The following is a 25,740-nucleotide window of genomic DNA, read 5'->3' as shown; positions in this document are numbered from 1 at the left end:
TGCGGCCGCCGGCCGGATGGCGATTCCCGGCCGGCGGCAGCGCTTCGACGATCAGCAGCAGCCCACGGTGTAGCTCACGGAGGGCGCGTTGCAGTCTCTGCCCGTGTTGGCGTAGCAGCGAACCTGGCCCGCGACCACCTTGTTGTAGTAGTAGTAACAGAAGGGCCCACCACACCCGACATAGGCGAGAGAGCAGACGTTGCACGCGGATGCCGTGGCCTTCGGCAGCAGCGCGGCCAGTAGCTTGTCGCTCAACCTGTTGATAATCATACGATCTCTCTCCTTCTCCCGTGGTACGGCGCTTGCCGACGAGGCCACGATGTCATCGACGACTTACGATCTGCTAACGGTGTGCTAATGCCACGACGGGCTGCTGCGAGGCGACGTACTCGCTGGCCATCGCCCGTTTTCCGGCCGCCATCGACGACCCGGACGCCCTCTCGAAGGGGCCGCTGCCAGAAGAGGTGAGCGGCGCTGTTACCGCTGACTGGCCGCGCGAATGATGCCGATCAGCCGACTGATTCGTTGACCGGGTTTGACGCCGAGGTCCCCGGCCAGGATCTGGCACAGCTGGTCGTGGGTGGACAGGGCGGACGCGATGTCGCCACGCCTCATGTGTTACTCGATGAGATGCTCCCAGGCCCGTTCCCGGTACGGCCACTGCCGGACGAGAGGCTCCATCGCGTCGATGACGGAGTTGTGATCGCCGAGGACGAGTTGGGCCTGCGCCAGATCCTCCATCGCCCGCCACCGTCGCTCGTCCAACGACGCGGCCAGGACCGCCACGCCGGCGGTCCGCGCGTCGACGCAGGTGTCTCCCCGCCACAGTCGCAGCGCCGCCGAGAGGGCTGCGACCCGGCCCGCTGCCTCTTCGGGGAGTCGCGCGCCGGCAGCACGTTGGGTCAGCTCGTCGAAGCGGGCGAGGTCGGTCGACGTGCGATCGGCGCACAACACGTAGCCCGGTGGGCGGGTCTGGAGCACGTTCACGGCATCCGGGCCGCCGAGCCGCACGAGGCTCCGCCGCAGTGCCCAGACGTGGCCCTGTAGCTTCGTCGTCGCCGTCGCCGGCGGATGGTCGTCCCAGATGACTTCGACGAGACGGTTGACGCCGACCACGGTGTCCAGGTTGAAGGCGAGTGCTGCCAGCAACGCCCGTCTTCCCAGGCCGCCGATGGCCATTGGCTGGCCCCCGACAGTCGCCTCAAGGGGACCCAACAGCGACACTCGGAGCAGGGTGTTAGCGTTCACAACAAGGCCCGCGTGCTGGTCGCGTTGTCATAGCCGGACGCCTGGAGCTGGAACAGTTCGGCATAGCGTCCCTCCGCTGCCATCAGCTCATCGTGACTGCCCTGTTCGAGGATGCGGCCGTTGGACAGCACGGCGATGCTGTCCGCCTCCCGAACGGTGTTGAGGCGGTGAGAGATGAGCAGGCTGGTATGGGTGCGGCGCAGTGCCATCAGCCGTCGGTTGATCTCGTGCTCGGTCGCTACGTCGAGACCTGACGACGGCTCATCGAGGATCAACATGTCAGCGCCCTCCCTGAGCGCGGCTCGGGCGAGGGCCAGTCTCTGCCACTGTCCCCCCGAGAGCACGACACCCACTCCGGGCACGTCCCCGTCGCTGTAGGCCCGCGTCAGCATGGTGTCGTACCCGTTCGGAAGCGCGTCCAGTGTGGCGTCCATGTCGGCCGTGGCGGCTGCCGCCCGTACGCGCGTGCGGTCATCCAGTGCGCTGATGTCTCCGACCGCAATGTTGTCGTGTGCCGAGAACTCGTAGGTCATGAAGTCCTGGAACGTCGCCCCGAGACGTGCGCGCAGCGACGCCGGGTCCATGGTGGTGATGTCGATGCCGTCCCAACGGATGACGCCTCGATCCGGGACGTGAAAGCCGCAGAGGAGCTTGACCACTGTCGACTTGCCGGCGCCGTTGTCGCCCACCAGCGCGAGGGAGGAGCCGCGGGGAATGTGCAGCGTGAGGCCGCGCAGGACCCAGTCGTGGTCGGGGGCGTAGCGGAACCAGACATCGTCGAACTCCAAGCCTCGCTCCAGCGGCGGCGCGGAGGGCAGCGCGACCGCACGGCGGGCCTGGCCGATCACCGCGGTGATGTCGACGTAGTGGCCAAACACGATCAACGTCTCGCCGAGCATTGCGATCTGCCGGACCAGGCTGGATGCGGACGTCTGCAACGCGGCCAGCGCCGCGATCACGACCACGAGGTCGCCGACGGTGCCGTGTCCGTCGGCCACCCGCGCGACGAACACGGCGAGCGCGACCAGAGACACCAGGCCGGTCAGCGTCGCGAGTGCGCTGTCGACCCACAGGGCCAGACGGTCCTGGTGACGCTCCTGCGCCTGGGCCGCCCGCAACTCGCGCAGCAGGCGGCCCTGAAAGAACTCGCCCAGCCCGAACAGCCGGATCTCCTTGGCGGCACGCATGTCCAGCAGGAGTGCCGCGTAGAACGTCTGCCGGCGAAACATCGGCACGGTGCGCTCCAGCATCGCCCCCCGCATCCGGGAAAGTCGGATCTGGGCCACCAGGGTGGGCAGTACGGCCAGCATGACCAGCGCGCTCACCAGCGGAGACCAGCGCACCAGGGTCACGCCGAAGGCGACGATGGTGATCAGCTCCTGCCCGATTCCCAGGACCATGCTGTTGAGCTGGGTCGGCGCGAAGCGGCTCGCCTCGTGAGCGAGCCGAAGGCGATCATGAAACTTGCTGTCCTACAGCTCCGTCAGACGGGGGTGCGCCGACACCGCGGTGAACAGTTCCTGCTGCGTCCGTATCGTCACCCGGCGTTCGGCGTCGCGCTGCGCGTACTGCGAGACGTGCAGGATGACCGGCGACACGATGGCCAGTACGCCGAACCCGACGACACCGAGCCAGATGGTCGACTTCTCGTCGGCGGAGAGGCCATCGATGATCCCTCGGGTGAACCATGCGGTGGCCACCGCGGTCAGACCGCCCACCACCATGATCACGATGCTCACCGCCGCTGCCCAGGGCGCCGCGCCGAAGTAGATCCCGAACGCGCGACGCATCAGCGTTGACGACCGCCTCATCGGCTACCCAATACCTCGCCCAGATCATGACTGCGTGCCGCCAGCCGGCCGTCCGCGCCGAACATCACGAACGACGGGGTGCCCTGCACCTGGAAGGTCGCCATCACCGCGCTCGGGCTGTCGTCCATGACCAGGAGGCCGGCCTTTCGCAGCGTCGGACCAAGCTCGTCGGTCATGCCCTCGGCCACGGTGAGGAAGCTGATCACCTGCACGCCGTTGCTTGCGATCTCTTCCGCGCGGTCAGCCAACTTCTCCGCCTGGCCCGGACAGTGTCGGCAGCCGGCGGAGAAGAACCCGATCAAGGTCGGGCTGCCCGCGATGTCGGCAGTGGAGACCTGGCCGTCCGGCGACACGAACTCCGGCATGGCGGCGCCGAGCGGCAGCCCCGAGGCGGGGGGTGATGTCATGTCGATGAGTTTCGCCTCGGTCTCGCGCAGCCGCCTGATGACTGCGGCGCTCAACGCGAGATCGGCGAGGACGAGTGCCGCGAGTATGGCGACGGCGGTGGACAGAAACAGCACAGAGGGCTCCTTTAATCGGGTGCGCCAAAAGCGCAGCGCGCAGGGGTGCGCGTTCGATTGTGAGAGTTTCAGCGTGCGTGTGGAACTCCGCGAATGAGCCAGGTCAGGTCGTCGAGTCTGACCAGCGCCGTGGCGACGAAAACCGCTATGGCGACGGCCACCAGAAACTGCGACGGCTCCAGAATGGCGGGCGACACGGTGGGCAGGCTGATCGCGCCGGGAAGTGCGCCGGCGGCCGCGCCGGCGAGGAAGGCGCTGCGAATGACGTGCCGCCACGCGACGGGCGTGTTCGTCGGGCCGAAACAGTGACACCCCGCCGTCGACCCTCGTCGGACGGCGCGCGCCAGCACGATGGCGAACGCGGCGAAGAGCAGCACAGCAGCGGTCAGGCCCACGGTCGCGCTCGCGGGCCAGAGAACGAGAGTGAGGACGCCGATCTCGGCCGCGATCGACGCGGCCGCCACCGGGCGGGACCAGCGCGCCGAGGCGGCCTGCAGTTCCGTAATAGCCTCGGCGAACGCGTTGAAGCTCTCGCGGTTACGCACCTTGCCGATGACTGATATTGCCAGAACGCCAGACAGCGTCAATATTGTCGCGATAACAGCGACACCCACAACTTCCCCCGTTCCCCGTGGCACCCGTGTGTCCAGGGCGCGAATCACTCGGGCCCCAAGAACCTCCGATGGGAATCCCGAGGATATCGGCGAGCTCCGATGTTGTCAACGGCTTGATTCGGTGCCGGGAAGATGAGATTAATACTCGGATGGGGTGCGTATGACCGACGAATCACAATTCCTGCTCGCCGCCCTGGGCGGGTTTGCCGCGCTTGTGGTGGCCGTTGCGGGCGCCCTTGTGGCGCGTCGACGCTTTTTGGTCGTCAATGTCGCGGGTGACAGTATGGTTCCCAGTCTTGTCCACGGCGACCGCCTCCTGGTGCGCCGAACGCATCGGCTCCGAGCAGGCGACATCGTCGTCGCGCACCACCAGGAGGGTGGGCAGCGGGTCGTCGCCGCCGGCTCCCCGGCGTCCGCCTGGCTCGTCAAGCGCATCGCGGCGCTGCCGGGTGACACGGTCCCGCAGGCGGTCGTCCCGGCCGTCGGCGATCTGGTGCGACACGTGCCGGCCGGCATGGCCGTGCTGCTCGGCGATCATCCCGACAGCGTCGACTCGCGCCGGTGGGGCTTCGTTCCGTTGCGCGACATCGAGGGCGTGATGGTCAGGCGGCTGGGGCCCGGCGGCCGCTAGGGCGGGCCGGTATTGCCACGTCATTGGCGCGCATCTATAGTTGCGGATCACCACAATCATGGCCGTGGTCAACGCGGCCGGATCGTCGAAACGCTTCGACGATTCGTCGTTCAGGCCCGTCAGCCGGGTGTCGAGCCTGGCCACGCCGGTCTCGGCGCCCCCTGGCGCCTGTCGTACGACATGAGGAGAACCGCATGCGGAACAGGCGCCTTCGGCGCGGAATCACCGCGCTCGCGCTCGCACTGCTCGTCCTACCGGCAGTTCCCGGCACGGCGCACGCCGAACCCACCTACCCGTTCCGAGATCCACACCTGCCCGTGCAGGCCCGGGTCGACGACCTGCTCGGCCGGCTCACCCTGGATGAGAAGATCTCGTGGCTGCACCAGTACCAGCCGGCCGTGCCCCGGCTGGGTATCGGCCTGTTCAAGACCGGCACCGAGGCGCTGCACGGGGTCGCCTGGTCGACCGACATCGACAACAACGGCGCCGTCGTGAAGGCTCGCGGCACGTCCTTCCCGCAGCCGGTGGGCATGGCGAGCACCTGGGACACCGACCTGATCCAACGGGTCGGCTCGGCCGTGGGCGACGAGGCGCGCGGCTACCACGCGCAGAACCCCCGGGTGTGGGGTCTCAACCTCTGGGCGCCGGTGGTCAATTTGCTCCGCGACCCTCGGTGGGGCCGTAACGAGGAGGGCTACTCCGAGGACCCGCTGCTCACCGCGAAGATCTCCACCGCGTACGGCTCGGGGATGACCGGCGGGGACCCGGACCATCTGAAGAGCGCACCGACCCTCAAGCACTACCTGGCCTACAACAACGAGGTCCGGCGCGACGTCACCTCGTCGAACGTGCCCCCACGGGTGCTCAACGAGTACGACCGCGCGGCCTTCCGGCCGGCCATCGCCGCCGACGCGGCGACCGGGGTGATGGCCTCGTACAACCTGGTGAACGGCCGTCCCGCCACGGTTGACCCGGATCTGGCCACGGTGGTGCGCGGCTGGACCGACCAGCCGCTGATGAACGTCACCGATGCCTGGGCGCCGAACAACCTGGTCGCCTCGCAGGGTTACTACGCGACCCAGCCCGAGGCGAACGCCGCGATCGTCAAGGCCGGCCTCAACAGCTTCATCACCGACGACACCAACGCCCAGCCGACCGTCACCGCGATCAAGCAGGCCCTCGCCTCCGGCCTGCTCACCGAGGCGGACATCGACGCCCGGATCTCCGAGACCCTGAACGTCCGGTTCCGCCTCGGTGAGTTCGACCCGGGAGGCGGCCGCTACGGCGGCATCACCCCGGACGTCATCAACAGCCCCGAGCACCAGCGGCTGGCGCGTCAAGCCGCCGGTGAGGCGATGGTGCTGTTGAAGAACTCCCGACAGGCACTTCCGCTCAACCCGTCCCGAACCCGCAAGGTGGCCGTCCTCGGCCCGCTGGCCGACACCCTCTACTCCGACTGGTACGGCGCCGACCTGCCGTACGAGGTGACCGCGCTGGACGGCATCCGCGAGCGGCTGGGCAGCTCCGCCAGCGTCAGCGGGCTCGACGGCGCGGACCGGATCGCCCTGAAGGACCCGGCGACCGGCCGGTACGTCACGGCCACCGGCACCACCGACGCCGACCCGGTCGCCGCGACCGGCGCCACCGCCTCGCTCGCCGCCCAGTTCGACGCGGTGGACTGGGGCCAGGGTGTGGTGACGCTGCGCAACGCCGCCAACGGCCGCTACCTCGGCTACAACTGGGGGCCCTTCATCACCCGCGACGAGCAGCCGAACGGCTGGTACGTCCAGCAGCAGTTCACGCTGGAGCCGCAGGCCGACGGTACGATCGCGCTGCGCTACACCGGCTACGAGACCCAGGAGAGCTGGTTCGGCGCCAACACGTACGTCACGGTGGGTAGCGACGGGGCTCTCACGCTCGGCGCGTCCACCGCGGCGACCGCGACCCACTTCGCCCGTGAGGTGCTCAGCAGCGGAGTCGACCGGGCCGTCGCGGCGGCCAAGGCGGCCGACACCGCCGTGCTGGTCGTCGGCAGCAACCCGTTCATCAACGGGCGCGAGGCGCACGACCGAACCTCGACGGCGTTGAGCGCCGGCCAGGAAGCGCTGGTCAAGGCCGTGACCAAGGCCAACCCGCACACCGTGCTGGTGCTCCAGACCAGCTACCCGGTCACCATCGGTTGGGAGCAGGAGCACGTCCCGGCGATCGTCTGGAGCACCCACGCGGGCGCCGAGACCGGGCACGCCGTCGCCGACGTCCTGTTCGGCGACCGCAACCCGTCCGGCAAGCTCACCCAGACGTGGTACCGCTCGGACCGGCAACTACCGCCGGACCTGCTGGAGTACGACATCATCTCGTCCGGGCAGACCTACCTCTACAGCACCGCGAAGCCGCTCTATCCGTTCGGCCACGGGCTGTCGTACACCCGGTTCCGCTACGGCCAACCCCGCACCGACGCCCGCTCGGTCGCGGCCGACGGCACCATCTCGGTCAGCGTCGACGTGACCAACACCGGCAGCCGAGCCGGGTCCGAGGTCGTCCAGCTCTACACCCACCAGCGCACCTCCCGGGTGAAGACCCCGATCCGGGCGCTCAAGGCGTTCCAGCGGGTGCAGCTCGCACCCGGGCAGACCCGGGCCGTGACGCTCCGGCTGCCCGTCGCCGACCTGGCGAACTGGGACGTCACCCGCAGTCGCTGGGTGGTCGAGTCGTCCACGTACGACCTGCTGGTCGGCGCGAACGCGGAGGACATCCGGGCCCGGACGGCGGTCGCGGTGCGCGGTGCGACGATCCCGGCCCGGGACCTCTCCCGGACCACCCGAGCCGAGAACTTCGACCGGTACGCGGGGGTCCGGCTCGTCGACGAGACGAAGGCACGGGGTACGGCCGTCGGCGCCACCGCCGCCGGCCAGTGGATCTCCTTCACCGCTTCGGCGCTGCGTCCCGGCGCCCACACGTTCACGGCGAAGGTCGCCAGGGCGGCGGCGGGCGCCGGCACGATCCAGGTCCGGCTGGGCTCGCCCACCGGCCGGCTGCTCGGCACGGCCACCGTGCCCAGCACCGGCGACGACTACCGGTACGTGAGCGTCAGCGCCGAGGTGGCCCGGACCGCCGGCACCCACGACGTGTACCTGGTGTTCGACTCCGCGCTGCGGCTGGCGGACTTCTCCCTCAGGTGACGAGTCGGCTCGGACCGGGGTGCGGTTCGCCCCGGTCCGAGCCGCGTCCCTGACCGTGCTGCCCCCGCTGGAAGTGAATTCATCGGATGATCCGGTGTGGGGGCATGGGTGAGCTGGTTACCTTGCCCCATTTGGATGGTATTTGCGCATAGACGGGTTACGATCTCGTATTGCAGTCGTCACACGTGTGACTTACGCTCCCGGAGAGAGTTCGTAGCGATTGGCAAAAGAGTGCGGCCGGGCGGCAGGTGCCCCCGCCGGTCCTAAGTGGCGTCGCTGTTCCCTGCTCGTCGCTCGATACACGCCTCAGGCACCACATCGACGACCAGGAAGGACAGCACGTGAGAACAGCCGCATCCACCACCCGAACGGCATTGATCGCGGCGGCGATGCTCATCGTCGCCACGGTGCCGGCCGTGATGTCACAGCAGCGCCCGGCCGCGGCCGCTGTTCAGGAGACCTATTACGTCGCCCCGGACGGGAACGACAGCAACGCGGGGACCCTCCAATCACCGTTCAAGACGGTGCAACGCGCACGGGACGCCGTCCGCACGGTGAACGCGAACATGACCGGCGACATCAACGTGTACCTGCGCGGCGGCAGATATCCGGTCACCAGCACCGTCGAGTTCGGCGCCAGCGACTCCGGCACCAACGGGTACCGGATCAGTTACGCCGCCTATCCCGGCGAGACCCCGGTCCTCGACGGCGGCGTCCAGGTGACCGGCTGGACCCAGCACAGCGGCAACATCTGGAAGGCGCCGCTGGACCGCTCCACCAAGCTGCGCACGCTCTACGTCAACGACAAGCGGGCGTACATGGCGTCGAAGACGATCAGCTCGGGCGGGTGCTACGGCACCTACAACGTCACGGCCGGCCAGGCCGCCTGGGCGTGGGAGTCCGGCTCGCAGTGCGACGGCGCCAAGTACAACCTGAACGACTTCCCGGCCGTCGCCCGCAACCAGGACGACCTGGAGATCGAGACGGGCACGACCTGGACCACGGCCATCGTGGGAGTCCGCCAGGTGACCACGAGCTCCGATGGCGCGAACCGGGTGGCCCTGTTCCAGCAACCGGGGGCGGCCATCGCGCAGGGCGCGTTCAACGGCAACGCCCAGGTGGGTGGCAGCCACAAGGTCATGAACGCGTACGAGTTCCTGGACACGCCCGGCGAGTTCTACTTCGACAAGGGCAGCAAGACGGTCTACTACTACAAGGCCAGCGCCGAGAACATGTCGACCGCCGCGGTCTACGCGCCGAACAACGTCACCACCCTGCTGCGGGTCGCTGGCACCTCGACGAGCAGCCACGCACGCAACATCACGTTCTCCGGCCTGACCGTGCAGCACTCCGACTGGAACCTGTTCAACGTCGCCGGCTCGTCCTTCAAGCAGGCGCAGCAGGGCAACCTCGGCGCCCAGGTGTACGCCAAGGGCAACTTCCACGTCTACTACTACCGCAACGTCGACGTCACTCCCGGCATCGTCCAGGTGCAGAACGCCGACGGGATCCTCCTGCAACGCAACCGGATCCAGCACACCGGCGCCGACGGCATCAGCATGGTCAACGACGTGCAGGGCACGCAGTTGATCGGGAACTACACCAATGACATCGCGGGGTCGGCCGTCAATGTCGGCCATCCCCAGCACGTCTACATCGGAGACGGCACGTCGACCAACCGGGAGAAGTACTCTCCGCAGGTCGAGGGGCTGCCGAAGAACATCGACATCAAGAACAACTACATCTACGACAGCGCCGTCCTGTTCAACGGGCACAGCCCCATCTCGGCGTACTTCGTCGACACCCTCACTATCTCGCGCAACCGGATCGAGAAGGCCCCCTGGTCGGGCATCACGATGGGCTGGGGCTGGTGGAACTTCGACGGGTCATCGGGCTCGATCGTGCCCAACCGGCCGACCACGACGGCGCGGAACAACACCATCACGTACAACCACATCATCGACACGGTCCAGCGCCTCAGCGACACGGCGCCGATCTACACGCTGGGCAGCCAGCCCGGGACCACGATCACCAACAACTACCTCCAGGGCGTGCCCTCGGGCCACAAGTACGGCCTGCACCCGGATGAGGGATCCGCGTACATCACCTTCCGGGACAACGTTCTGAGCATCGACAAGAACGTCACCTGGATGATCAACTCGGACGACTTCGGGCGGAAGCACGATCTGAGCATCACCCAGATCTACGGCCCGATCAACAAGGTCTCGAACAAGAACCTGCCGAACAGCACGGTCGCCGACATCCTCGTCTCCTCCGACTACGTCTGGCCGGCGGCGGCCTACAGCATCGCGGCCAACTCCGGCCTGGAGGACGCCTACCGGGACATCATCCCGGCGAGCAACTTCTCCGCACCGAACTACGTGCTGCCGGCCAGCACGTTCGTCACCACTGCCACGGCGTCGATCCCGATCCGGAGCACCGGTGACGCCACCAAGTCGGTCTGGCTGGCTCCGAACGGCACGACCACCTTCACCGCCGGGCCGACGATGACCAGGGCTTCCGGCACCGCCACGTCCATCGCCGTGCCGACGAGTCAGGGCGAGTACCGGCTCTACGTCGTCGACGCACAGGGCAACCGGTCGGCCGAATCGACCTCGATCGTCCGGCAGCAGAGCGGCGGCAGCAGTCAGCAGGGCGGGCAGCTCGTGGGCGGCCAGTCCGGCCGCTGCGTCGAGGTCCCCAACTCCTCCACCACCAACGGCACCCAGGTGCAGCTGTGGGACTGCGGCGGGGGCACGAACCAGCGGTGGACCTCCACCGCCAGCAAGCAACTGATGGTGTACGGCAACAAGTGCCTGGACGCTTCCGGGGCCGGCACGGCCAACGGCACCCAGGTCATCATCTGGGACTGCCACGGCGGGCTCAACCAGCAGTGGAACGTCAACGCCAACGGCACCATCACGAACGGCCAGTCCGGGCTCTGCCTCGATGCCAACGGCGCCGCCAGCGCCAACGGCACGAAGATCATCCTTTGGTCGTGCAACGGTGGCCCGAACCAGCAGTGGAGCCTGCGGAGCTGACCGACCGACCGACCGACCGCACCGGGGCCGGGCCGATGACGGCCCGGCCCCGGGGTTCTCCGCGTCGCCGCCCACACCTCGTCCGGACCGCATGTGCTACCGGACAACAAGTGGGTAATGGTGGGTGATGAAGACAACCTGGAAGCCTCACGAGAAGCACGGCGGCCTGTCGGAGAAGGACAAGCGTGAGCTGCCGGAGAGCGTTTTCGCGTTCCCCGACAAGCGCAAGGAGCCGATGACCGACGCGAGCCACGTCCGTAATGCCGTCGCTCGCTTCGATCAGGTGCAGGGCGTCACCGACAAGGACCGCGACCTGGCGTTCCAGAACATCCTCGCCGCCGCGAAGCACTACGGCGTCGACGTCGCGGAGACGAACTGGCGCCAACTCGGCAAGCTGCCGCACACGCCGAACCCCGCGCACTGAACGCACCCTGTCCGGCCCCGGGCAGGTCCGAGGGCCGGATCGAAGGCGTGTTAGCGCGCTCGTCGTTGTCAGCGAGCGCCGCTAGCTCAACTGGCAGAGCAGCGGACTCTTAATCCGCGGGTTCGGGGTTCGAGTCCCTGGCGGCGCACCAACGAGCAAGGCCCTGACCTGGTGGTTCCCACCGGGTCGGGGCCCTTCTTCGTGTCCGCTGGCCGGTGGCGGTGGCTCGGTGGGTGCTCGGGAGCCGATGGACCGAAGCGGCGTCGGTGGGACGTGGCGGGATGATCTGGGACGCCCCTCGGGTGGCTACCGGTGGAGGATAGCCGGGCGGCCCGGGTTACGGATGCCGGTGGTCGCGCATCGGCTCACGGTGGCTATTGAGCCGGCTGCGGTGGTTTCCCCAGGCTTGCGATGTAGGGCGATGGGCAGATCTTGACGGAGTGCGGTATGCCGGTTCTACGGCTTCCGTCATCGACTCTTCGGCTGATTTGGTGAACAGTGATCATGGAAAACGTCTCGAAGGCAGCCGGACCGCAGTAAGCGAATGCTTGGAAGCCGTCATGGGTCCGGCGTCCCGAGGAGCGAGCATCGACCGTATGCAGCATCCGCTTCTGCCGATGACCGGTCGTCACTCCCACCTGTTCTTGTCGGTCCACCGGACCTCGGGATACGACGGCTTGGGGATGGTGCTGAACCCCACGGCCTTCATGAAGCGGCGCAGCGCGAGGATGCTCCCGGAGGCTGACCACTCCGCAGCGCCTTTAGACGGCGACTGGGTGCCGCCGTACAGGCAGATGCCTACGTTGTGCTGCTCAGCCAGGGAGTAGACCTCTGCGATCTCCGCGTTGGAGAGCGCGTTCGGGCTCTGCAGGTACGTCTTCATTAGCCGAGACTAGCGTCGCAACGTTCGGATCTGAGCGTGTATACGTCGCTGGTCAGGGGCGGATGCACGCGAGGTAAATCGCTCCGTGCGAGCCCGTTGACGAACGCACCAATCTGCCGCAGACTGCGCGGCTTGGTACGGCGATCTGCGAGGCCGGCGAGATGGCGTTGTGGGTTCAGGTACGCGAGCTGGCGCCGGCGGAGGGAGCGGCTGCCGATGGCGCTGATGGTGTCGGCGCTGCCTGAGTGTCCCCCGGTGGACAGAGGAGCTGTGCTGATCTGGATCGTTCGGCCTGCCCTACGCTGACGCCATGAGGGAACGGGGCATGAATCAGACTCCAGCACTTGCTCCACCTGGCGGGCGCTGATGGATCGGCAGGCTGCGGTACCGACTCGCGTGGTTCCAGACGAGATCCGGGCTGACGTGGAGATGTTGTGGAGATACCACGACATGCACCACGAGCTGCGCCCATGCGACGTCGGCATTGGGTTGGGCAGCCATGACCTCGGCGTTGCCGTGGTCGCAACGCGGCTGTTTCAGGCAGGACTGTTCCCATGGATCGTGTTCACCGGCGCGAACGCCCCGACGACCGTCGAGCGGTTCCCGCAGGGAGAGGCGGTGCACTACCGCGAGTACGCCGTCGAGCAGGGTGTGCCCCCGGAAGCGATTCTTGTGGAGCCGCGTGCCACGAACACCGCCGAGAACCTCGAATTCTCCCGTGCGCTCCTGGCCGAGCGACAGATCCCGGTGAAGTCGGTGCTGATCATGTCGCGGCCCTACCAACAGCGTCGGGCCTACGCCACCTGCAGGCTGATGTGGCCAGAGGTCGATGTGGTCTGCGCGTCGAACCCACTCGAACTGGACGACTACGTGGCCAGCATCGGTGACCCGCAGCGGGTGGTGGACATGCTGGTGGGCGACACGCAGCGGATCGAGGTGTACGCCGAGCGCGGGTTCGCGATCCCGCAGGAGATACCGGACGAGGTACGGGCGGCATTCGAGCGCCTGGTGGCGGCTGGCTACACGAGCCGGCTGATCTGAGCCCAGCTACCAGCGCGGCTCTCCCGACCGGACGCCCATCCGGTCGCTGAGTTCGACGGCCAGTCGTGGTGGCCGAGGACGGGTCAGGATGTCCCGGACAAGGTCGCGGGAGAGCTGGTGGTAGCGCACCTGGTCGGGGCCGATGACCTCGGCATCCAGAAGCGCGGCGAGCGCGTCGTCGATGCGGTTCCACCGGGCAAGGGCTCGGGCGGTTTCAATGGCGTGCCGAACCTGCCGCTCGACGGGCACGGCGCTGGTGTCGAGTGGGGCGCCGATGGCGATGGCGCGTTGCACGTCGCCGAGTTCTATCGCCACGGTCGTCTTGTGGATTGACACGTTGGTCGGCCCGAACGCGGTCCACACGTGGTTGCCGTCGGCGCCGAGTCGCTGTGCGGCGGCATCGGCCTCGGTGATGTGGGTGTCGGCGGAGGCGCGGTCGTCGTCTCGAGCTGCGGCCAGCGCGCAGACGAGGTGCAAGCTGCCGTAGACCGACAGCAGCTGCGGAGTGGGTTTGGCGAGCCGTGGTTCCAGGAACTGCGCCGCCGTGGCTGCGAGGCCACGAGCCTGCGCGTATTCGCCGATGGACGCCAGCGAGTGCGCGGCGGAGCGGCTAAGCGAGCCAATGACGACGTGGTCGTGGCTGGCGTTGGCGGCGGCCAGCCCACGGCTGGCGGCGGTCCACGCGAGGTCACCTTCGCCGAGCTTGGTGAGGAACAACGCGGCGAGCTGGTGGGCGTAGGCGGTCATCGCATGCGCGCGCTGGCCGTCGTCTCCGTCGTACGCCTCGGTGGCGGTGAGGCAGTCGTGGATGAGGTAGGGCAGCCGGCGGGCGAGGGTGCCGTAGCGGGAGTGCTGGTAGGCGGTCCAGATCTCGGCGACGTCGTTCTCGATCTGGCGCAGGGCGGGGGCCTCGACGTCCCCTGTGCTGGCCAGCGTCGGCGCGAGGTGACGATAGTCGTGAAGCGCGGCCCGTAAGGCCGGGATGGTCTCGCGCCCGGAGTCGTCCGACCACTCGAACAGGCTCGGTGCACCGATCAGGTCGCCGAGGGACACGTCGAGGGCTTTGGCGATCGCGCGTATGACTGACAGCCGGTCGAGGTCGGCCCGGTTCGTCTCGACCTTGCGTAACCACTCCTGCGTCTTGCCAACCAGACCGGCCAGCACCTCCTGGGAGAGCCCTCGTCGACGCCGGTAGAAGGCGACGCGCTGGCCGATCGTCATGTCGTCCGTCATCCCTCGCACACCATCACCCTGCCCGCTGAAGCCCGCCGGACCCGGTACGGATTTTCCCGGTCCTCCGTACGTACCGCCCCTACGTTCAGTTCACCCCAGATCACCGGCGTGTGTCGATGCCGGTTTCGGGGATGACTAACAGGGAGCTGCAGATGGAGGGATCGATGGGCGGCGCACCACACCACGGCTTGGGCCGCTGGCTCGGCCCGTCCTGGCACGAACTGTCTCGGTGTTCTCCCCGCCTGCGTACCGCCATGAGGGCTGCGTGGGTGGGTGATCGGCGGCCTGCTCCCAGCCGCTGTGATGCGGCGGCGGGCTCGCCATTCCCCCGGCGAGCCCGCCGCTCATCGATCCTGGTGGGGGTGGAGGCATGACGGTGTACGTCTCGCGTAACGCGATGGCCAGCCAGTCCCGGCGCCCCGAGCCCAGGTGGACGTCCTCACAGGGTCAGGTGCGGCGCGCTGATCCTCCGCTGCTGACCTTCGTGTGGCGTCGGCTGTTCGAGCAGCAGGCCCGCGAGGGCGGTCGCCGGTGACCGGGCAGCAGCGCCGTCTCGCGGCGAACCGGCTCGCGCCAGCCGAGGTGGAACATCTGCCGATGCGCCCGCTGTGGCTGTGCCGCCGGTGCGGGCAGCCGTGGCCCTGCGGCGCGGCGAAGCTCGCGCTCCTCGCCGAGTACCGGGAAGAGCCGGTGAGCCTGTTCCTCTACCTGGCCGGCTGCCTGCACGACGCGATCGACGACCTGCATCGGCTCAACCCGAGCGTCACGGGCAGCGCCGCCGACATGTTCGACCGGTTCCTCGGCTGGCCCGCACGCCACACCCACGCCTACCGCGTCAGTACCACCACGGCCGGCAGCATCGAAGAGGCCTCCTCGTGAACGGCATCGGCTTCATCAACGTCACCGGCCAGCCGGCGGTCGCCGGCAGCTTCCACACCCTGGTCGTGCAGCCGACGAGCTTTTGCAACCTCGACTGCACCTACTGCTACCTGCCCGACCGGAGATCCCTCCGCCTGATGAGCGGCGCGGTCGCGCAGGCTTGCGCCGAGTCGATCGCCCAGCAGAACAGCGGTCATCCGGTGAGCGTCGTGTGGCACGGGGGCGAACCCATCGCCACTCCCATCGGGTTGTTCCGTGGTTTATTGGCCCCGTTCGAGGAGCTTCGGCGCGCGGGGATGGTGCGTCACGAGATCCAAACGAACGCGACGTTGATCAACCGGCAATGGTGCGAGCTCTTCATCGCTTATGGGTTCGAGATCGGGGTCAGCCTCGACGGACCGGGCGCGTTGAACCGGAACCGCCTCGACCGGGCCGGCACGTCAACAGACGCCCGCACTCTGCGCGGCATACAGACCCTGGCCGAGGCAGGGCTGAGGTATTCGGTGATCTGTGTAGTCACCCCGGAAACCATCGACCACGCGGAAGCCCTCATCGACTTCTTCACCGGCCTGCCCGGCTGCGAGTCGGTGGGCTTCAACATCGAAGAGCAGGAGGGCGCCGACCGGGCACCGGTGTCGGAGGACGCCGCGTACCGGTTCTGGCAGCGCCTCATCGCACGTCGCGTTGGCGGCAGCCCGCTGCGGATCCGCGACGTGGACCGGTTGGCCGACTATCTCGCCGCCACCCGCGCTGGCCGCGTCGACCACGCGCCGTATGAGCCGATCCCGACCGTCTCTTGGGATGGGCAGGTGGTGCTGCTGTCACCGGAACTGCTCGGCATCACCGAGCCGCGATACGGCGACTTCATCGCCGGCAACGTCCTCCATCAGCCGATCACCGCCATGCTCGCCCGCGCCGGCGACCTGGACTACGTCGCCGAGTTCATTGCGGCTCTCAACGACTGCGCCGATCGCTGCGCCTTCTACGACTTCTGCCGCGGCGCCCAGGCCGGCAACCGCTACTTCGAGCACGCGACGTTCACCGCCCATGAAACCGCCTACTGCCGGACCACCCGACAGGCCCTCGTCCGCGCCGCCGCGGATCACCTCGCCCCTCAAGGAGAAGCACCATGACCAACGCTCTCGCGGTCCTCGTCAACGCCGCACCCGAGCAACTCGCTCGCCTCGGCGTCGACCCGGAGCGGTCGGTGGCGTCGATCGACGCGGCGAAGTTCGACAACCGCCCCGCCTGGGACAATAAGGGTAAGTTCGACAGTCGACCCGGCTGGGACAACTGGAACAAGAAGAAGTAGCCCCACCACGGGACGCGCGGGGTGGCGTGCCCACCCCGCGCCCACACAGGTTGAGGACACATGCGCACCACCACGATCGGCGACGTGAAGGTTCTGCTGCCGGACCTCGAACCGGACGACCTCGACACCACGACGGACCTGGCCGGCGACCTCACCGAGGCCCTCGTCGAGGGCGCCGCGTGGCAAGGCTCGCACCTTCAGGACGCCCACATCCGCAGCAGCCTGATCACCGGCGTGGACCTGAGCGAGAGCACCTGGGAAGCCGGCAGTCTCTACGGTTGCGAGATAACTCGCACTGACTTCTCCGGCGTGACCCTGACCGGCGTCACCATCGAACGGTGCGCGATCAGCGGCTCCCGGTTCACCGGCACCAGACTCACCGATGTCCGCCTCAAGGACGTCCTGTTCGACAGCTGCCGCTTCGACTACGCCACCTTCCACCGCGTCACCGCCGCCGGCTCGGTCGCGTTCACCGACTGCACTCTCACCAACGGCGCGTGGTCTTCCTGCCGCCTACCTCGCATCGCGCTGCGGTCATGTGACCTCGCCGGTCTGGAGTTGGACTCCTGCCACCTCGACGGCACCGACCTGCGCGGCAGCCGGCTCCAGGGCCTCAAGACGCCGCTGGACAACCTGCGCGGCGTCACCCTTGGCGAGGACCAACTTCCTGACCTCGCCCAGCTGGCCGTCGCCGCGCTCGGCCTCACCGTCCGCAACGACTGAAGCCGAGGAGGCATGGTGCTCGCTGAGCCCACTGGCAGCCCGGACACGATCCTCGTCTGCGTCCGGGGCAATTCCGGTTCGGGCAAGAGCAGCATCGCCCGCGAGCTACGACGCCGGCACGGTCGGGGCTGCGCCCTGGTGGAGCAGGACTACCTGCGCCGTATCGTGCTGCGCGAGCGGGACAAACCCGGCGGTGCGGCACCCGCGCTGATCGGGCAGACCGTTCGGTTCGCACTGGACCACGGCTACCACGTAGTGCTGGAGGGCATCATGTACGCCAGCCGCTATCGGAGCATGCTGACCGCACTGCGGGACGACCACCGGGGCCGGTCGCTGTTCTGCTATCTCGACGTGTCCCTGGCCGAGACCCTGCGCCGGCACCCCACCCGTCCGCAGGTCAGTGAGTTCACCGCCGAGCACATGAGCGGCTGGTACGCCGCCCACGACGTCCTGGGCTGGCCCGACGAACTCGTCCTCCCCGAGACCACGGTGCTGGACGAGGCCGTCGAGGTCATCGCGGCTGCTGCCGGACTGCCCCAGACCGGGCGCGACGATGACCTGCCGCCGAACGTCGCGTACCCGTAGAGCACCCGACGGTCGCGGCCACCGGGACGAATAAAACCTCACCTATCGATCTCTATCGATTGACTTAATATAGACGGGTAGTAATATGTCTGCGAGTTCAGTCCGTCCCGGGCTGATCGGCGGCGGGAGTTTCTGATGGGTGTGCAACGACGGCGCAAGCCGCGCCCGGCCACGGTGATCGGTGTGGCCGGATCTCTCGTGGCGGGGCTGCTGACCACCCAGGTCGCCGCCGGCCCGGCGGCGGCCGCCACCGGGCTCGCCCTGACCGTGGACGTGTCCGCCGCCCGGCACGCGATCAGCCCCGACATCTACGGCATGAACGGCGGCGACCCCTCGCTCGTCGCTGAACTCGGCACGCCGGTGGCGCGCTGGGGCGGTAACGCGACCAGCCGCTACAACTTCAAGAACCACACGTACAACACGGGCAGCGACTGGTACTTCGAGAACATCGTGGCCGGGCCCGACAACACCGTCGAGGCGTTCGTTAAGCGAAACCGGGACCACGGGACCAAGCAGGTGGTCGCCGTGCCGTTGATCGGGTGGGTGGCAAAGGACTCGCCCTCGTCGCACCCGTTCGCCTGCGGCTTTCCGGCCACCCGATTTCCGGAGCAGGACTCGTTCGACCAGTGGGACCCCAACTGTGGCAACGGCCGGCACGCCGACGCGAACCTGACCGGTGCGGTACCCACGGACACCTCGATCCCGGCCGACGCGTCATTCGCCGGCGAGATGGTGTCCCATCTGGTGAACCAGTTCGGCCCGGCGTCGCGTGGCGGCGTGTCAATCTACGAACTCGACAACGAGCCGGTGCTGTGGAACTCCACCCACCGCGACGTGCATCCCGACCCGGTGAGCTACGACGAGCTGGGCGGCAAGGGCACGGCGACCGCCGCGGCCATCAAGGCCGCCGACCCGCGCGCCGCGGTGCTCGGCCCGTCCGGCTGGGGCTACTGCGAATGGGTGGCGTCCGGCGTGGACGGATGTGCCCCGGGTGCCGACGCGGCGGCGCACGGAGGGCTCAACCTGTCCCAGTGGTATCTGAAGAACATGAAGGACTTCGGCGATGCCCACGGCGGGAAGCGCTTCCTCGACTACTTCGATCAGCACTACTACCCGCAGATCAGCGGTGGGAAGGACGCGGAGGCCAACGCGCTGCGGCTGCGGTCCACCCGGTCGCTGTGGGATCCGACGTACGTCGACGAGTCGTGGATCGGCCCCGGTGGGGTGAACGCGCCGCCGTTGCAGTTCATCCGCCAGATGAAGGCATGGGTCGCGCAGTACTACCCCGGCACCAAGGTCGCCATCACCGAATACAACTGGGGCGCGCTGGACGACATCAACGGCGCGCTCGCGCAGGCCGACGTCCTCGGCATCTTCGGGCGCGAGGGGCTGGACCTGGCCACCATCTGGGGCGAACCCAAACCGACCGATCCCGGCGCGTACGCGTTCCGGATGTACCGGAACTACGACGGAGCCGGCAGCAGGTTCGGCGACGTGAGCGTGTCGGCGGTCAGCAGCGACCAGGGGCAGCTCGCGGTCTACGCCGCGCAACGCTCGTCCGACAAGGCCCTCACCCTGATGGTGGTCAACAAGACGGGTGGCGATCTGACCTCACGGTTGGCGCTCGCCGGATTCCACGGCGGGGACAAGGCGCAGCGGTTCACCTACGGCCCGACCGACCTCACCTCGATCGTCCGCGGTACGGATCTCCGGGTGGCCCGGGGCGGCGTCAGCGCGACGTACCCGGCGAACTCCGTGACGCTGCTCGTCGTGCCGCAGCGCCGACGCTGAGCGTCCACCGCCCGGTCGGGATGGGTGTCGTCACTGGCAGCCCGGATACGATCCTCGTCTGCATCCGGGGAAACTCCGGCTCGGGCAAGAGCAGCATCGCCCGCGAGCTACGACGTCGGCACGGCCGGGGCTGTGCCCTGGTCGAGCAGGACTACCTGCGCCGCGTCGTCCTGCGCGAACGGGACAGGCCCGGCGGTGCGGCACCGGCGTTGATCGGGCAGACCGTTCGGTTCGCCCTCGACCACGGCTATCACGTCGTGTTGGAGGGCATCATGCACAGCAGCCGCTATCGCAGCATGCTGACCTCGCTGCGGAACGGCCACCCAGGGCGATCGCTGTTCTGCTATCTCGACGTGTCCCTGGCCGAGACCCTGCGCCGGCATCTCACCCGGCCGCAGGCCACGGAGTTCACCGCCGAGCAGATGAGCGGCTGGTATGCCGCCCGTGACGTGCTGGGCTGGCCCGACGAACTCGTCCTTCCCGAGACCACCGGACTGGACGAGGCCGTCGAGGCCATCGCGGCTGCTGCCGGGCTACCCCAGATCGGCGGTGACGACGACCTGCTCCCGAAGCTTCCGCACCCGTAGCGCAGCCCCAGCCGGCCGCTGCAGGCGAGCCGATCGGGATCATCGACGCTGAGCGGCGGGGTACGGGGGAAGTCGGGCACGTTCAGGTCAGGCCGGCCTGCGGGACGCGAGAATGTCGAGGTAGTGCGGGTTGGTCATGACGCCCAGCACGTTGCCGAAGGGGTCCACCACCGCCGCGGTGACGAACCCCGCGTCCCCGTGGGGCGTGATCGGCTGGTATTCCGTGGCACCCATGGCGAGGAGCCGTTCCACGGTGGCGTCGAGGTCGTCCACGTGCCAGTGCATGACAGCGCCACCGGGCCCGGTCGCCGCGCCGGGTGGCGCGTACCTGCGGTCGATGATGCCCAGCTCCGCCTGGTAGTCGCCGAGGCGGAATTCCGTGTAGGCGGGACGCCCGTCCGGGCCGGGCCGCGAGAAGTACGCCTCCTGGCCCAGGAATCGGGCGTACCAGTCCGTGGCCGCCGCCACGTCGTCGGCCCAGATGTTCAAGGTGGCGAATCCGCGCAGGCTCACCGGGTGTCCTCTCGTCGATGTCGTCTGGTGGTCACGCTATCGGCGAGCACCGACAGTTTCGTCTCCCGCCCGGAGACGGCCAGCCGTGTAGCGCGCGGTATCCCGGGTAGTCGCCGCCCACCGGTGAGCAGATCGGCAACTTCCCGCAGGCGTTCAGTCACCTCTCGCTGATCAGCACGGCCCATCACCTCAATGCCCTGCTCGACCGGGAGCGGTGACCGCGGGCGTACGCGTCAGAAGAGGGTCAGCGGTTCGACCGGTATCGGTTCGGGCAGTGCGTCGAGCCCCGGCACGCGCGCCCGTACCTCGTCGTGGAAGCGGCGGGCGAGTGTGAGCGCGTCGGCGTTGTCCGGCGTGTGGACGAACACGGTGGGGGAGCGGCCCTCGCGCAGCCAGTCGGCGGCGACCTCGACCCAGCGCTGCCACCCCTGCACCGTCCGGGCGCTGTCGTCGCGGCCCAGGTAACGGACGATCGGGCGGTCGGTCAGCGCGACCGACCGCAGCGGCACCCGTGGCTTCTTGGTCCAGGCGTCGCGTTCCGCGTCGCTGGTCGGCGCACTGGCGAAGAACGCGGTGGTGTCGAAGGGGATCCACTCGGCCGAGGCCGCGGTGAGGGTCTCCTCGAGCCGCCGGATCGCCTGCGGGTCGGTGAAGAACGCGGGATGGCGAACCTCCACGGCGTACCGGTGGGAGCGCGGGAGCTGGCCGAGGAACCGATCGAGGGCTGGCACGTCGGCGGGCGAGAACGACCCCGGCAGCTGGATCCAGAGAGCGTGGGCGCGGGGACCGAGGGGCTCGATCGCGTCCAGGAAGGCGCGCAGCGGGTCGCCGACGTCGGTGAGCCGGCGCTCGTGCGTGACGACCTTGGGGAGTTTGAGGACGAACCGGAAGCGGGGATCCGTCTGCGCCGCCCAGGACGCGACGGTGTCCCGGGCCGGCGTCGCGTAGAACGTGGTGTTGCCCTCGACGGCGTCGCACCAGCTCGCGTAGTGCCGCAGGCGCTCCTGGGACGTACGCGGCTGCGGCCACGACCGGTGGGTCCACATCGCGCATCCCACGTGCAGACGCATGACCGCCTCCTTGAACCGGGCCCGTGCCAGGCCGGAGCCCACCGTATACGGGTCGGTGCGTCGAGCCGGGTCGCCGTGCGGCCGGTAGCGTGCGGCGCCATGCGTGTGCTGTTCGCCAGTCTTGCCTCTGTCGGTCACACCTATCCGCTGATCCCGTTGGCCATCGCCGCCCGCGAGGCTGGCCACGAGGTCCATTTCGCCGCAGGCGAGGCGGTGCACGCGCCGCTCGCCGCGAACGGCCTACGGCCATTCCGCCCTGGCGACGTCTTCTACGAGGCGTACGCCGAGGATCTGGAACCGGAGCTGGCGCGTCTTCGACCCGACCTGGTGGTGCACGAGTGGGGGATGCCGGGAGCCGCCGTCGCCGCCCATCGGGCGGGCATTCCGGGCCTGTGGCACGGGTTCGGTCGCCTGTTTCCCGACGGCATCGGCCTCGAACTGCCCACCAGGAACGCCGAGGTCGTCGGCCGGCCGCACCTCGACATCTGGCCGCCCTCCCTGCAGGACGAGACGTTCCTCGCCACCGAGCGTCGGATCGAGCTGCGGCCGGTCGCCTTCTCGATGGCGGCCCCGCTGCCCCCGGCGGTGCGACACCGGGCCTCCCAGCCATTGATCTATCTGTCCCTCGGCACCGCGTTCGGCACGCCGGAACTGCTCCGGACGGCCATCGCCGGTCTGGCGACGCTGAATGTGCAGGTGGTGGTCGCGGCGGGCCGTGTGCCCCCGGAGGAGCTTGGCGACATTCCCGACCGGGTCACCGTGCACCGCTGGGTGCCGCAGGCGGAGTTGCTGCCGCTCGTCGACGCGGTGGTGCACCACGGCGGCAGTGGCACCACCCTCGGCGCGCTCGCGGCCGGTGTGCCGCAGGTGCTCATTCCGCAGGGCGCCAACCAGTTCGCCGATGCCGCCGCGCTCAGCGCCGTCGGTGTCGCCCTGCGGCTCCTGCCCGGTGAGGTGGACGCGGACGCGGTCGCCGAGCAGACCCGGCGCGTGCTCGCGCCGCACGGTGCGCACCGTGACGCGGTCCGTGACATCGCTGAGGAGATCGCCCGGATGCCCTCGCCAGCGTCCGTCGCCCAGCGCCTGCCGGAGTTCGTCGGGTGAACACTGAGAGATCGTCAACCCAGGGTTGACGAAGGGGGGTCGTCAACTTATGGTTGACGCATGACCGAGCCTTTCCAGATGAAGAACCACGTCAAGCTCGACGACCTGATCCAGGCGATCAAGAAGGCGCACACCGACGCGCTCGACCAGCTCACCGACGCGGTGATCGCCGCCGATCACCTCGGCGAGGTCGCCGACCATCTGATCGGGCACTTCGTCGATCAGGCCCGGCGCTCCGGCGCCTCCTGGACCGACATCGGCCGCAGCATGGGGGTCAGCAAGCAGGCCGCGCAGAAGCGCTTCGTGGCGAAGGGCTCCACCGAGGCCGCGGCGCTCGACCCCAGCGCCGGCTTCGCCCGGTTCACCCCCCGGGCCCGCAACGTGGTGATGGCCTCGCAGGAGGAGGCTCGCGCCGCCGGGAACGCCGAGATCGGCCCCGAGCACCTGGTGCTGGGCCTGCTGGCCGAGTCGGAGGGTCTTGCCGCCAGGGTGATGGCTGGTCGGGGCGCCACCTCCGAGGCGGTGCGGGAGGCGGTCGGTGCCGTCCTCCCGCCGCGGGCGGAGCAGGTTCCGGAGCTCATCCCTTACGACGCGCGCGGCAAGAAGGCGTTGGAGCTGACCTTCCGGGAGGCGCTGCGCCTCGGGCACAACTACGTCGGCACCGAGCACATCCTGCTCGCCCTGCTGGAGCAGGAGGACGGCGCCGGCGTGCTCACCAACCTCGGCCTGGACAAGGCGGCGGTCGAGGCCGACCTGTCCGCCGCCCTCGCCGCCGCCGTCGGAAAGAAGTGAGAACCCGGGGTCAGGACGCCTCGGGGAAGCCGTAGCGCAGGGCGTGCTCCGGATCGGTCGGGTCGATCTGGCGTACGCCCGCGTCGGCGAGTCGCTTGTTGACCTCGTCGAGTTGCTCGCGGACCAGTCGGGCCTCCTCCTCGGTGACCCGGCCCCGGTGCGGCCTGCCGGCGTGCTCCAGCGTGCCGTAGTCGATCTTTTCGGCGCTCTTGCGGGCCTTGGGTGGACGGACCCGCTCGGCCGTCTTCAGCAACTGCGCCATCGGGACGTCGGTGGCCATCGCGTCGAACTCGCTGGCGGTGAGGACCACCCGTCGCGGCTCGCCGCCGCCGTGCCGGTCGTGGATCTCCACCACCGCCACGTCCAGCGCGGCGTCATCGATGCTCTCCACCTCGCCCGGGGTGGCGTCGAGCTGCACGGGCCCGGCGACCAGGTCCGGGTGCTCCAGGACGACGACACGAACCACCTCGTCGTCCTGCTGCAGAACGGTGCCGGTGAAGTCGGAGACGTGGATCGTCTTCTTGCCCATGCGCGGAGCTTCTCCTGTCGTAGGCCGGGGTGCCGGACCTGGAAGAAATTACCCGACAGGTGTGCGAATGCCGCCGCTGGTCCTCCTACGGTGTGTCGTCCCCAACCACCGTCAGAGGCTCTCCCGGGCCTGGCCGGCGCGTCAGCGCGTGTTGAGGCCGTGCCGGCTGGAGCTGCCGGCCGGCAGCTTGTTCAGCTTGGCCCAGGGCAGGGCGCCCGTCATGCGGGTCACCCGGTAGCGCGGTTGAGCCGGAAGAGGTCCGGCGGCCTCCGCTGCTCGCCAGAGTCGCGTGGGGTCCTGGTGAGAGCGGTCGTTCGGCTGAATCGGCATGACCATACCGTCCCAAAGAAAGGTGTCCATGTATGGAAAAACCTATGACGGTCGATCTCGCCACCCGGTTCCCGCATCTCGGGCAGCACGGCGCCCGGCGCATTCCTGAGCCCGGGCCGCCCGGCCCCGGCGGGAAGGCCCGCCCGGTCGGGCCGCTGCGCGTACGGTGATCCACGACGTGTCCGGTGACGGGAGGTACGCATGCTCGACCGGCTGCTGCAACTGCACCTGGCCTCCTGGCTCGGCCAGTGGCCGGCCGGCCCGGGGCTGCACGTGGTCACCTCGCATCGTCGGCTCCGGCCGGCCTGGGACGGCCGGCTGCGTCCGGCCCTCGCTGTCGACACCGGTCGGAGCGCGGTGCTCTCCGTCGCGCCGGACCGGGTGGCGGCCATCCGGGCGTTGGTCGAGCGCGCTCCGGAGCGCATGCTCGCGGCGCTGCCGGAAGCCGTCGGCCTGCCCACCTTCTGCGTGCACGACGGTCCGTTCCGGTGGAGTCTGTCTCCGGCGCCGCTGCCCGACGTGGGGGAGTGGACCGAGCCGACCGCCCCCGGCCTGCCGCCCTGGCTGCGGCTGTTCGACCGGCCGGTGCTCGTGGTCCGCGACATGGACGGCGCCTACCTCGCCGGAGCCGGGATAAAACGCCACGACGCGTACGGGCACGAACTGGCCATCGGCACCGCGCCGGCGGCTCGGGGTCGGGGCCTCGCGCGTCGGCTGGTGGCGCAGGCGGCACGGCGGGTCCTGGACGAGGGGGCGGTGCCGACCTACCTGCACGAGAAGGACAATCACGCCTCCGCCCGGGTGGCGGAGGCGGCGGGCTTCCCGGACCGGGGTTGGCGGGCGTACGGGGTCTATCCGCGGTGAGACGGGACAGCCGTCGGGCACCGGTCTCAGTGCGC

Annotated in this window: 30 protein-coding genes and 1 tRNA gene; 19 read left to right on the top strand and 12 right to left on the bottom strand. The window is 68.9% G+C overall.

The genetic code is table 11. The annotated features are described in order from the left end of the window. Positions 1–51 precede the first annotated feature (51 nt). From OG505_RS20820 to OG505_RS20805, 4 genes are all read right to left on the bottom strand, one after another. Positions 52–255 carry a hypothetical protein gene (locus tag OG505_RS20820; protein ID WP_405426732.1) on the bottom strand — a complete coding sequence of 68 codons (204 nt, stop codon included), beginning with the start codon at positions 253–255 and terminating at the stop codon, positions 52–54. Positions 256–477: 222 nt separating this feature from the next. Then, positions 478–615: a hypothetical protein gene (locus OG505_RS20815; protein ID WP_405426731.1), complete on the bottom strand. Its 138-nt coding sequence runs from the start codon at positions 613–615 to the stop codon at positions 478–480. A 3-nt stretch (positions 616–618) separates the two neighbouring features. After that, entirely contained in the window at positions 619–1,224 is a 606-nt protein-coding gene (locus OG505_RS20810) for a BTAD domain-containing putative transcriptional regulator (RefSeq protein WP_405426729.1), read from the bottom strand. 20 nt (positions 1,225–1,244) lie between these two features. Further along, positions 1,245–2,573 carry an ABC transporter ATP-binding protein gene (locus OG505_RS20805; protein ID WP_405426727.1) on the bottom strand — a complete coding sequence of 443 codons (1,329 nt, stop codon included), beginning with the start codon at positions 2,571–2,573 and terminating at the stop codon, positions 1,245–1,247. Between OG505_RS20805 and OG505_RS20800 the strand changes: the two genes are divergently transcribed. Then, positions 2,557–2,688 carry a hypothetical protein gene (locus tag OG505_RS20800; RefSeq protein ID WP_405426725.1) on the top strand — a complete coding sequence of 44 codons (132 nt, stop codon included), beginning with the start codon at positions 2,557–2,559 and terminating at the stop codon, positions 2,686–2,688. The genes OG505_RS20805 and OG505_RS20800 overlap by 17 nt on opposite strands. 32 nt (positions 2,689–2,720) lie before the next feature. Here OG505_RS20800 and OG505_RS20795 read toward each other — a convergent pair whose 3' ends face one another. The 3 genes from OG505_RS20795 to OG505_RS20785 form a co-directional block, all read right to left on the bottom strand. Continuing rightward, positions 2,721–3,059 carry a hypothetical protein gene (locus OG505_RS20795; protein WP_405426723.1) on the bottom strand — a complete coding sequence of 113 codons (339 nt, stop codon included), beginning with the start codon at positions 3,057–3,059 and terminating at the stop codon, positions 2,721–2,723. Beyond that, a complete protein-coding gene (locus tag OG505_RS20790) occupies positions 3,056–3,580 on the bottom strand; it encodes a TlpA disulfide reductase family protein (RefSeq protein WP_405426721.1) in 525 nt (174 codons plus the stop codon). Before OG505_RS20790 ends, OG505_RS20795 begins: the two co-directional genes overlap by 4 nt. Positions 3,581–3,648: 68 nt before the next feature. After that, entirely contained in the window at positions 3,649–4,167 is a 519-nt protein-coding gene (locus OG505_RS20785) for a MauE/DoxX family redox-associated membrane protein (RefSeq protein WP_405426720.1), read from the bottom strand. A 187-nt stretch (positions 4,168–4,354) separates the two neighbouring features. On the opposite strand from OG505_RS20785, the gene OG505_RS20780 reads away from it, so the two are divergent. The 5 genes from OG505_RS20780 to OG505_RS20760 all read left to right on the top strand — a co-directional run bounded on the left by OG505_RS20780 (position 4,355) and on the right by OG505_RS20760 (position 11,620). Then, the gene (locus tag OG505_RS20780; protein ID WP_405426718.1) at positions 4,355–4,825 is read left to right on the top strand and encodes a S26 family signal peptidase; all 471 of its coding nucleotides are present in this window, start codon (positions 4,355–4,357) and stop codon (positions 4,823–4,825) included. Positions 4,826–5,019: 194 nt separating this feature from the next. After that, positions 5,020–8,004 carry a glycoside hydrolase family 3 C-terminal domain-containing protein gene (locus OG505_RS20775; protein ID WP_405426716.1) on the top strand — a complete coding sequence of 995 codons (2,985 nt, stop codon included), beginning with the start codon at positions 5,020–5,022 and terminating at the stop codon, positions 8,002–8,004. A gap of 341 nt (positions 8,005–8,345) precedes the next feature. Further along, the gene (locus OG505_RS20770) at positions 8,346–11,045 is read left to right on the top strand and encodes an RICIN domain-containing protein (RefSeq protein ID WP_405426715.1); all 2,700 of its coding nucleotides are present in this window, start codon (positions 8,346–8,348) and stop codon (positions 11,043–11,045) included. Between the two features lie 127 nt (positions 11,046–11,172). After that, positions 11,173–11,469 carry a DUF6582 domain-containing protein gene (locus tag OG505_RS20765; protein ID WP_405426713.1) on the top strand — a complete coding sequence of 99 codons (297 nt, stop codon included), beginning with the start codon at positions 11,173–11,175 and terminating at the stop codon, positions 11,467–11,469. A 75-nt stretch (positions 11,470–11,544) separates the two neighbouring features. Then, positions 11,545–11,620: transfer RNA gene (locus tag OG505_RS20760), tRNA-Lys, on the top strand. Between the two features lie 477 nt (positions 11,621–12,097). On the opposite strand, the gene OG505_RS20755 is transcribed toward OG505_RS20760, so the two are convergent. After that, positions 12,098–12,352, bottom strand: a complete 255-nt coding sequence (locus OG505_RS20755; RefSeq protein ID WP_203744929.1) for a hypothetical protein — start codon at positions 12,350–12,352, stop codon at positions 12,098–12,100. A 366-nt stretch (positions 12,353–12,718) separates the two neighbouring features. Between OG505_RS20755 and OG505_RS20750 the strand changes: the two genes are divergently transcribed. Continuing rightward, complete coding sequence (locus OG505_RS20750) at positions 12,719–13,393, top strand: YdcF family protein (protein WP_405426711.1); 675 nt, start codon at positions 12,719–12,721, stop codon at positions 13,391–13,393. A 6-nt stretch (positions 13,394–13,399) separates the two neighbouring features. On the opposite strand, the gene OG505_RS20745 is transcribed toward OG505_RS20750, so the two are convergent. Next, positions 13,400–14,626, bottom strand: coding sequence for a helix-turn-helix domain-containing protein (locus OG505_RS20745; protein ID WP_405426709.1), 1,227 nt, complete (start codon positions 14,624–14,626; stop codon positions 13,400–13,402). A gap of 370 nt (positions 14,627–14,996) precedes the next feature. On the opposite strand from OG505_RS20745, the gene amcA (OG505_RS20740) reads away from it, so the two are divergent. From amcA (OG505_RS20740) to OG505_RS20705, 8 genes are all read left to right on the top strand, one after another. Continuing rightward, on the top strand, positions 14,997–15,161 hold the full coding sequence (gene amcA / locus OG505_RS20740) for a multiple cyclophane-containing RiPP AmcA (RefSeq protein WP_327031735.1): 165 nt from the start codon (positions 14,997–14,999) through the stop codon (positions 15,159–15,161). Continuing rightward, positions 15,158–15,505: a hypothetical protein gene (locus tag OG505_RS20735; RefSeq protein ID WP_405426707.1), complete on the top strand. Its 348-nt coding sequence runs from the start codon at positions 15,158–15,160 to the stop codon at positions 15,503–15,505. The genes amcA (OG505_RS20740) and OG505_RS20735 overlap by 4 nt, the downstream gene beginning before the upstream one ends. Then, on the top strand, positions 15,502–16,638 hold the full coding sequence (gene amcB / locus OG505_RS20730) for a cyclophane-forming radical SAM peptide maturase AmcB (RefSeq protein ID WP_405426705.1): 1,137 nt from the start codon (positions 15,502–15,504) through the stop codon (positions 16,636–16,638). The genes OG505_RS20735 and amcB overlap by 4 nt, the downstream gene beginning before the upstream one ends. Then, a complete protein-coding gene (gene amcA, locus OG505_RS20725; RefSeq protein ID WP_357558568.1) occupies positions 16,635–16,817 on the top strand; it encodes a multiple cyclophane-containing RiPP AmcA in 183 nt (60 codons plus the stop codon). Before amcB ends, amcA (OG505_RS20725) begins: the two co-directional genes overlap by 4 nt. Positions 16,818–16,877: 60 nt before the next feature. After that, positions 16,878–17,540, top strand: coding sequence for a pentapeptide repeat-containing protein (locus OG505_RS20720; RefSeq protein ID WP_405426703.1), 663 nt, complete (start codon positions 16,878–16,880; stop codon positions 17,538–17,540). Positions 17,541–17,555: 15 nt separating this feature from the next. Then, positions 17,556–18,125: a kinase gene (locus OG505_RS20715; RefSeq protein WP_405434621.1), complete on the top strand. Its 570-nt coding sequence runs from the start codon at positions 17,556–17,558 to the stop codon at positions 18,123–18,125. A 135-nt stretch (positions 18,126–18,260) separates the two neighbouring features. Further along, positions 18,261–19,916 carry a glycoside hydrolase family 44 protein gene (locus tag OG505_RS20710; protein WP_405426701.1) on the top strand — a complete coding sequence of 552 codons (1,656 nt, stop codon included), beginning with the start codon at positions 18,261–18,263 and terminating at the stop codon, positions 19,914–19,916. Positions 19,917–19,936: 20 nt separating this feature from the next. Then, complete coding sequence (locus tag OG505_RS20705) at positions 19,937–20,503, top strand: kinase (RefSeq protein ID WP_405426699.1); 567 nt, start codon at positions 19,937–19,939, stop codon at positions 20,501–20,503. Positions 20,504–20,590: 87 nt separating this feature from the next. On the opposite strand, the gene OG505_RS20700 is transcribed toward OG505_RS20705, so the two are convergent. Further along, positions 20,591–21,016: a VOC family protein gene (locus OG505_RS20700; RefSeq protein WP_405426697.1), complete on the bottom strand. Its 426-nt coding sequence runs from the start codon at positions 21,014–21,016 to the stop codon at positions 20,591–20,593. A gap of 233 nt (positions 21,017–21,249) precedes the next feature. Then, positions 21,250–22,062: a DUF72 domain-containing protein gene (locus OG505_RS20695; protein ID WP_405434620.1), complete on the bottom strand. Its 813-nt coding sequence runs from the start codon at positions 22,060–22,062 to the stop codon at positions 21,250–21,252. 123 nt (positions 22,063–22,185) lie between these two features. Between OG505_RS20695 and OG505_RS20690 the strand changes: the two genes are divergently transcribed. Next, a complete protein-coding gene (locus OG505_RS20690) occupies positions 22,186–23,190 on the top strand; it encodes a glycosyltransferase (RefSeq protein WP_405426696.1) in 1,005 nt (334 codons plus the stop codon). A gap of 60 nt (positions 23,191–23,250) precedes the next feature. Next, positions 23,251–23,982, top strand: a complete 732-nt coding sequence (locus tag OG505_RS20685; RefSeq protein WP_405426694.1) for a Clp protease N-terminal domain-containing protein — start codon at positions 23,251–23,253, stop codon at positions 23,980–23,982. Between the two features lie 10 nt (positions 23,983–23,992). On the opposite strand, the gene OG505_RS20680 is transcribed toward OG505_RS20685, so the two are convergent. Then, complete coding sequence (locus OG505_RS20680; RefSeq protein WP_405426692.1) at positions 23,993–24,511, bottom strand: hypothetical protein; 519 nt, start codon at positions 24,509–24,511, stop codon at positions 23,993–23,995. A 374-nt stretch (positions 24,512–24,885) separates the two neighbouring features. On the opposite strand from OG505_RS20680, the gene OG505_RS20675 reads away from it, so the two are divergent. After that, positions 24,886–25,011 carry a hypothetical protein gene (locus OG505_RS20675; protein WP_405426690.1) on the top strand — a complete coding sequence of 42 codons (126 nt, stop codon included), beginning with the start codon at positions 24,886–24,888 and terminating at the stop codon, positions 25,009–25,011. A 31-nt stretch (positions 25,012–25,042) separates the two neighbouring features. Next, positions 25,043–25,705 (top strand): GNAT family N-acetyltransferase, encoded by a 663-nt coding sequence (locus OG505_RS20670; RefSeq protein WP_405426688.1) that lies wholly within the window; start codon positions 25,043–25,045, stop codon positions 25,703–25,705. Positions 25,706–25,740: the final 35 nt, after the last annotated feature.

The organism is Micromonospora sp. NBC_00617 (assembly GCF_045161355.1).
In the GTDB taxonomy this organism is placed as follows: domain Bacteria; phylum Actinomycetota; class Actinomycetes; order Mycobacteriales; family Micromonosporaceae; genus Micromonospora.
The sequence above is the reverse complement of the archived record's forward strand: the minus strand, read 5'-3'. Positions and strand labels throughout refer to the sequence as shown.

Bases quoted from the DNA above. Each gene is read 5' to 3' on its own strand.
- OG505_RS20815 (WP_405426731.1), bottom strand. From the start codon at position 615: ATGAGGCGTGGCGACATCGCGTCCGCCCTGTCCACCCACGACCAGCTG.
- OG505_RS20800 (WP_405426725.1), top strand. From the start codon at position 2,557: ATGACCAGCGCGCTCACCAGCGGAGACCAGCGCACCAGGGTCACGCCG.
- OG505_RS20795 (WP_405426723.1), bottom strand. From the start codon at position 3,059: ATGAGGCGGTCGTCAACGCTGATGCGTCGCGCGTTCGGGATCTACTTC.
- OG505_RS20780 (WP_405426718.1), top strand. From the start codon at position 4,355: ATGACCGACGAATCACAATTCCTGCTCGCCGCCCTGGGCGGGTTTGCC.
- OG505_RS20775 (WP_405426716.1), top strand. From the start codon at position 5,020: ATGCGGAACAGGCGCCTTCGGCGCGGAATCACCGCGCTCGCGCTCGCA.
- OG505_RS20765 (WP_405426713.1), top strand. From the start codon at position 11,173: ATGAAGACAACCTGGAAGCCTCACGAGAAGCACGGCGGCCTGTCGGAG.
- OG505_RS20755 (WP_203744929.1), bottom strand. From the start codon at position 12,352: ATGAAGACGTACCTGCAGAGCCCGAACGCGCTCTCCAACGCGGAGATC.
- OG505_RS20750 (WP_405426711.1), top strand. From the start codon at position 12,719: ATGGATCGGCAGGCTGCGGTACCGACTCGCGTGGTTCCAGACGAGATC.
- OG505_RS20745 (WP_405426709.1), bottom strand. From the start codon at position 14,626: ATGACGGACGACATGACGATCGGCCAGCGCGTCGCCTTCTACCGGCGT.
- amcA (WP_327031735.1), top strand. From the start codon at position 14,997: ATGACGGTGTACGTCTCGCGTAACGCGATGGCCAGCCAGTCCCGGCGC.
- amcA (WP_357558568.1), top strand. From the start codon at position 16,635: ATGACCAACGCTCTCGCGGTCCTCGTCAACGCCGCACCCGAGCAACTC.
- OG505_RS20720 (WP_405426703.1), top strand. From the start codon at position 16,878: ATGCGCACCACCACGATCGGCGACGTGAAGGTTCTGCTGCCGGACCTC.
- OG505_RS20710 (WP_405426701.1), top strand. From the start codon at position 18,261: ATGGGTGTGCAACGACGGCGCAAGCCGCGCCCGGCCACGGTGATCGGT.
- OG505_RS20705 (WP_405426699.1), top strand. From the start codon at position 19,937: ATGGGTGTCGTCACTGGCAGCCCGGATACGATCCTCGTCTGCATCCGG.
- OG505_RS20695 (WP_405434620.1), bottom strand. From the start codon at position 22,062: ATGTGGACCCACCGGTCGTGGCCGCAGCCGCGTACGTCCCAGGAGCGC.
- OG505_RS20690 (WP_405426696.1), top strand. From the start codon at position 22,186: ATGCGTGTGCTGTTCGCCAGTCTTGCCTCTGTCGGTCACACCTATCCG.
- OG505_RS20685 (WP_405426694.1), top strand. From the start codon at position 23,251: ATGACCGAGCCTTTCCAGATGAAGAACCACGTCAAGCTCGACGACCTG.
- OG505_RS20680 (WP_405426692.1), bottom strand. From the start codon at position 24,511: ATGGGCAAGAAGACGATCCACGTCTCCGACTTCACCGGCACCGTTCTG.
- OG505_RS20675 (WP_405426690.1), top strand. From the start codon at position 24,886: ATGACGGTCGATCTCGCCACCCGGTTCCCGCATCTCGGGCAGCACGGC.
- OG505_RS20670 (WP_405426688.1), top strand. From the start codon at position 25,043: ATGCTCGACCGGCTGCTGCAACTGCACCTGGCCTCCTGGCTCGGCCAG.